We start from the raw sequence: 6,816 nt of genomic DNA on the forward strand, positions 1-6,816 counted from the left end.
CACTGTCGCTGATGGCTTAGCGGCGGCTACGGTACGTTCTTTTTTAGGTGTGGGGTTGGTTTGTGTGTCTTTACTTGGCTTGGTGTTACTTGCTTGCTTAGATTTAGTCACCTCGCGAATAAACGCTTCTTTGTACTCAGGCTCCGTCTTCACTTTCGCAAGCTCTGTCCGCGCGTTTGAAAAGTCATCATAAGGCCCGATAAGACAGCGATATCCTTTATCTTCAGGCTTTGACCAAACATCGGTTGAGATATGTTGATAAATACTTTTGGCTTTCGCTAATGAAAGAGGTTTTGATAGCACACCACACTGAATCCAATAACTCGATTGAGCTCCTTTCGGTTTTTGATTGCCCCATAACCCTTTTCCGATAGGGCAGCTCTTATCCAAAACAGGTAGTTCATTCGTCGAGGCTTGCGTCGCATCACATAAAAATTCTTCCGCCGAAACAGAATGCGATACCAATGGAAACGCCATGACGGCCATGCTTAGGAGTTTCAATCCGAGCATTATAGGTTTGATTACTAACGTCGTATCCATACTTCTATTAACCTTAAATCGTCGTGCCTTGATTGGCTCGTTGGGGCTGGAATAGCTTAAATTGAATGCAAAAAAAGAGCCGTAATATCTTACGGCTCTAGTTTAGTTAGATTTTCGGAAAAAAATCAATCGTCTCTGATCACCCTTTGTAGATTTTAGGGTTGAATACATCACGTAACCAGTCACCCAATAGGTTAATCACCAAAACAAGCGTAATAAGGACCAAACCAGGGAAAGCTGTAATCCACCAAGCACCCGAGAAGATGTAGTTAAAACCGATACTGATTAATGCACCGAGTGACGGCTGATCAACAGGAAGGCCAAGCCCTAGGAACGACAGCGCCGCCTCAGACATAATGGCATTCGCTATTTGAACCGTTGATATAACTAAAATCGGCGATAAACAGTTCGGTAAGATATGACGGAACATGATGCGTGGCGCTTTAAAGCCCATCACGCGTGCTGCTTCGACATACTCTTTCTTCTTTTCCGCTAATACTGATGCACGAATGGTTCGGGCATATTGTGGCCACTCAGCCACACCGATAATCACCACTAGCATCACTACCGCATATTGACTATAGAAGTCACTACCAAAGCTTGCTTTGAAAATGGCGGATACAATGATGGCAACCATCATGGTTGAAAAAGAGAGCTGAACATCAGCAAAACGCATCAAAAAGTTATCAATACGGCCACCAAAGTAACCCGCTGACAAACCAATAATGATACCTAACGTCAGTTGTAAGCCAACGGCTAAAAAGCCAATGGTCAACGATAGACGTGAACCGTATAGAATAGTCGATAAAATATCACGCCCTTGCTCATCGGTTCCCAATGCAAAACGCTCATCCCCATCTTCCATCCAAGAAGGTGGAAGCTCTGAATCCATAATGTCGATGGAAGAGAGATCATAAGGATCGGTAGGCGATAGAATTGGTGCGGCCAACGCAAGCACCAAGAACACCATAAAGATACTAAAGCTCGTCATGGCAACTTTGTCACGCAAGAAATAGTAAACAATGTCTGAATTTTTAAAACGCTCCCAACGACTCGGAGCTGCGGCTACTTCATTCATCTTTAAGACCCCTTGCCCGTTAAGTTTACAGTTGGGTTAATCACGCCATAGAGCAAGTCTACGATTGTATTAGTCACAACAAATATTAGCCCAACGAAAATAACGTAAGCGGTAATAAGTGGTGTATCAACACGGTTGATGGCTTCTAAGAATAAAAAGCCTGTGCCTGGCCATTGGAATACGGTTTCAGTCAAAATGGTGTAAGCCACCATAGTACCGATTTGAACACCACCCACGGTCAATACCGGTAACATGGTGTTTTTCAACGCGTGCTGGTAGTAAATTTTATTTAGGGCTAAGCCTTTAGCTTTACCAAACTTAATGTATTCAGAGCTCAGTACTTCAAGCATTTCAGAGCGAACTAATCGAATGAACAATGGCAGCATGATCGATGCTAGAGAAACGCATGGCAGTACTAAATGGCGAAGGCCATCAACAGTAAAGAAACCCGATTCCCAACCCAGGACATTCGCGGTTTCGCCTCGCCCGTAAGAAGGTAACCAACCAAGTTCAATCGAAAATACATACATCAACATGATCGCAGTAAGGAAAACAGGAACGGATATACCAATACTACTGAATGCCATGACCGCTTTAGTAAACACACTTTTCGGGTGAATGGCGGAATACACACCCAAAGGAATAGAGCAAAAGACAATGATTAGAGACGCACCAAAGACGAGCTCTAATGTGGCAACCAACTTGTCTAAAATGACATCAACCGCTGGTCGCTTGAAGAAGTAAGATGTACCTAAGTCACCTTGTAAGGCGGCGCTAATAAATCGCGTGTATTTTGTAATGAAGGGATCATTCAGACCTAGCTCGTCGCGCATAACTTGACGCTCAGCTTCGGAAACCGACTGCCCAACAAGTTCGCGTAACGGATCACCCAAATTATCTTGGATGGCAAACGCCACTAAACTGATCACAAACATCACTATCAGTGCCTGAAACAGGCGCTTGACCAGAAACGTAAACATCCCTTGCCCCTTTAATAACTTTCCATGACTTTCAAAAAATGAAAGATTTCAGCCTGAAAAATGGCACCTAACTCGACTGAAACAAAGTTAAGCACCCAAATAATAATCAGCGCCCAACCGGTGTCTTTATCGACACAGATTGGGTGCTGACATCTTCAATTACTTAACAACTAGGTCGCCAAAGTAAGGGAAGTTCATGCCATTGATGATAGGACCAATTTCTACATTTTTCTGAGCAGCCCATGACGGATCTTGCCAGTGTAGAGGAACGAACGCTGCTTCGTTGTACAATATTTCTTCCACTTTCTTCAGCATAACGCCACGTTTTGCTAAATCAGTTTCTTTGTTTGAAGCTTCTACCAATGCATCAACTTCTGCATTTGAGTAATGACCACAGTTATACTGGCCTTTACCTGTATCAGCGTTACGCGTCATTGCCAAGAATTCAGTAAAGTTACCTGAATCTTCTGTATCTGGGTGCCAGCCGATCATCATCATGTCTGCTGCACACTTATCAAACTCAGGCCAGTATTGCGCTTTAGGCATGGTTTTCAAATCAACTTTGATGCCGATTTTAGACAGCATTGCCGCTGTTGCTTGAGCAATCTTGTCATCGTTCACGTAACGGTTGTTTGGTGCCATCATTGATAATGAGAAGCCATTTTCGTAACCCGCTTCTTTCATCAGAGCTTTGGCTTTCTTAAGATCGTAACGAGGCACTAGTGCTTCATTGTGGCCTGAGAAACCAACAGGGCTTTGCTGACCAGCAGCCGTCGCAGCGCCTTTCATGACTTTCTTAGCGATACCTTCATTGTTAGTCGCATACACAATCGCTTGACGAACGCGCACGTCTTTCAATGCAGGGTTGCTGTTCTGGTTCATTTGGAATGTGATAACACGCGTACCAGGCATAGTGAACAGTTCAACGTTATCCGCATCTTGAATACGCTTGTAATCATTTGGCGCAACAGGAGCAATCATATCAACACCGCCCGACAATAAAGCAGCAACACGCGTCGCGTCTTCTTTGATAGGAACAAGTTTAATGTTATCTACGTTACCTGGAGATTGTGTATCCCAGTAGCCGTCAAAGCGTTCAAATTCAACTTGTACGCCTTGCTCACGTGTTTTTACAACAAATGGGCCAGTACCAGAAAGGTTAGTCGATGCAAATGAACTGCCGTGCTTCACAAGCTCAGCTTTGTCTTTACCGTCAGCTGTCGTACCCGTGTAGAACTTGCTGTCCATTGGGAAGATGTAAGTTGCAACGTTTTCAATCAGAGGGTAGGTACCATCTGTTTTCACTTCAACAGTGAAATCATCTACTTTTGTCACCGATAGAAGCGGTGCAAAGATACCTTTAAAGTCTGGAGAAGCTTTAAGGCGTTGGAATGTCCAAACTACGTCATCAGCCGTCAGATCGTTACCCGAGTGAAATTTCACACCTTTACGAAGGTTAAAGCGCATGGTTTCGTTATCAACACGATCCCAAGACTCAGCCAAACGTGGCTCAAATTCCATATTTTGGTTAAAGCGTACTAGTGGATCAAACACCATGTGAGACAGTTGCATTGTGCCGCCAGACAGTTGCTCTTGCGGATCCAATGATACTGGATCGGCGTCATACGCAACTGTAATATCTGCAGCCATAGCGCTAAGGCTAAGACCAGCAGCCATCATTGCGACGACTAGTTTGCTTTTCATGGTTTTCATTGCATAACTCCTTATGCGGGAATCACATTCCCTGTTGTTGTGTTTGCATCTGCTATTTGTGTCCAAGTGAGCTTGTTATGTTCAAACAAACTTGGTTCTTCGATACCAATGAGTGATGTGTATCCACTCATAAGGCATTCGAAACGACTTATGCCGTTTTAGCGTCTTCTCTTAAACCTGTAAATTCAGGCATTAAGGAAATGAGGTGCTTACTGTATTCATGCTGAGGGCTGTTAAACAGCTGCTCTGTTGGTGCCACTTCTAATAATTTACCCATTTGCATCACACCAACGCGATCACACATCTGGCGAATTACCGGTAAATCATGGCTGATAAACAGCATGGTGAGATTTAACTCATCTTGCAGGTCTTTCAGCAGGTTTAGAATTTGAGCTTGAACGGACACATCCAATGCAGAAGTGGGTTCATCACAGATAAGTAAACGAGGACGAGTCGCCAGTGCACGAGCGATAGAAATACGCTGACGCTGACCGCCCGAAAATTCATGTGGGTACTTCACACCCGCCATCTGGCCTAAACCAACATGATCGAGGAGATCATGAACAATCTGACGAGTTTCGGCTTCGTTACGAGTCAATTTATGGAAACGAATAGGCTCTGCAATGATGTCAAACACTCTCATACGTGGGTTCATTGAGGTGTATGGGTTTTGGAACACCATCTGCATTTGACGACGAAGAGGACGACGCTCTTTCTCAGATTTCAGCGCGGTTAAGTCTATGCCTTCAAACGATACCTTGCCTGAATTTGGTGCATATAGACCGGCAATAACACGTGCAATTGTCGACTTACCTGAACCAGACTCGCCCACCAATCCAAAGGTTTCACCCTCTATAACATCAAAGCTCACATTGTTTGATGCCTGTACAAACTCACGACGACTTTCAAATAACGAATCTTTCGTCACAAAGCGTAAGTTAACGTTTTCAACGCTCAATAATGAGCCCGTGTAGTCACGATGATCCTGGCTTTGACCCAACCAGTGGTTTTTCACATCAAGCGGCGCCATTTCATGGGCTTCTTCGATGTAACTGACCAGTGGGAAGCGATCGAGCTTTCTATCCGAACGAGGAACTGCAGAAATAAGGCTTCGCGTATACGAGTGATCAGGATTACCCAGCACTTTATCCGTTGGCCCAAACTCAACCAAGTCCCCACGGTACATAACCGCAACACGATCCGTCACGTTAGAAACCACGCCCATGTCGTGTGTTACCAACATACAGCCTACATTTTTCTCAATACAAAGATCGCGAATAAGAGTGAGAATCTGATCTTGGATGGAAACATCCAGTGCCGTTGTCGGCTCATCGGCAATGATTAAATCCGGCTCACCCGCTAAAGCGATCGCAATCACCACACGCTGACGCATACCACCAGAGAACTGGTGAGGATATTGCTTCAAGCGGTTTTCTGGCTGCGGAATACCCACTTGATTCATAAGAGACAAAGCACGTCGATACGCTTCTTCATCTGTTACTTTCATATTGGCATGAATGGTTTCGGTTAGCTGATGCTCAACCGTAAACAAAGGATTGAGTGAGGTCATAGGATCTTGGAAGATAAAACCAATCTTCGACCCGCGAACTTTTCGCATCTCCTCAGGAGTCAGGCCTGAAACCTTTTCTCCATCTAAAAACACCTCTCCATCGGCGATCAAGCCTGGAGGGCTAAGCAGATCAATAACGGCATTACCTACGGTTGATTTACCGGCTCCAGATTCACCAACAACACCCACAATCTCGCCTCGCTCAATACTGAACGAAAGTGATTTAACCGCAGCGTGCACCCCATGACGAGATGGGTACTCAATACGAAGGTTTTTAACTTCTAATAGCGACATTTATCAGACCTCTACTGCTTTGACAGTTTTCTGCCCTGTCTGATACCAGTATTACGCGCAAACATACTGATACAAATTGAATCCATTCTTGTCAGTATATTATTCTGACAATTAACAAGGGCATCAATTTGGCAAAAAACTCACAGAAAAGCAACAAATAGAGGATAAAAAGTCGATACCGTGCAGATAAGAAGCAATGTGTGTAGATAGTTATGCGGATAAACTGCATTTAATATTGGTAATACCAATTTAGTGCATACCGCACCAGCACTGAACATATCAGCACTATACGCTAAAAGCTCATCTCAAATCCGCAGATCATAAAAACACGACACTGAATAATTCACCAAGAATAATATACGATTTAGAATTAACAAAACAGAAACATCAACCACCATGGGCAATCAAGGCAGGTAAAAAAACCAGATAAGAGTCACATTAAAAAATAACAAACCAACTTAGGTGAGGGTGATAAGTAAGTAGACCCTCCTTGTTTAAGGAACAATATAGGTTAGTTAACATAGCCATTTATGATGTGATTAACGTCAAAAACAGAGATATATTCAGAAGAAAATAGGCGCGTAAAAATACCAAGTTGGAAAGGAAGAAGACCTCGTCATTTCTGATCAGCCTTTCTGTAC

At 43.8% G+C, this 6,816-nt stretch carries 5 protein-coding genes; all 5 read right to left on the reverse strand.

Translation table 11 applies throughout. The annotated features are described in order from the left end of the window. On the reverse strand, positions 1-540 hold a 540-nt coding region (locus tag A1QO_RS01905; RefSeq protein WP_198927269.1), incomplete at its 3' end, for an SPOR domain-containing protein. Positions 541-679: 139 nt separating this feature from the next. Continuing rightward, on the reverse strand, positions 680-1,618 hold the full coding sequence (locus A1QO_RS01910) for an ABC transporter permease (RefSeq protein WP_017033153.1): 939 nt from the start codon (positions 1,616-1,618) through the stop codon (positions 680-682). A 2-nt stretch (positions 1,619-1,620) separates the two neighbouring features. Continuing rightward, positions 1,621-2,598 (reverse strand): ABC transporter permease, encoded by a 978-nt coding sequence (locus A1QO_RS01915; RefSeq protein WP_017033152.1) that lies wholly within the window; start codon positions 2,596-2,598, stop codon positions 1,621-1,623. 159 nt (positions 2,599-2,757) lie between these two features. Further along, complete coding sequence (locus tag A1QO_RS01920) at positions 2,758-4,311, reverse strand: ABC transporter substrate-binding protein (RefSeq protein ID WP_017033151.1); 1,554 nt, start codon at positions 4,309-4,311, stop codon at positions 2,758-2,760. Positions 4,312-4,459: 148 nt separating this feature from the next. Beyond that, positions 4,460-6,175, reverse strand: a complete 1,716-nt coding sequence (locus A1QO_RS01925; protein WP_017033150.1) for a dipeptide ABC transporter ATP-binding protein — start codon at positions 6,173-6,175, stop codon at positions 4,460-4,462. Between the last annotated feature and the right edge of the window lie 641 nt (positions 6,176-6,816).

This window comes from Vibrio genomosp. F10 str. ZF-129, from assembly GCF_000287055.2.
Classification (GTDB): domain Bacteria; phylum Pseudomonadota; class Gammaproteobacteria; order Enterobacterales; family Vibrionaceae; genus Vibrio.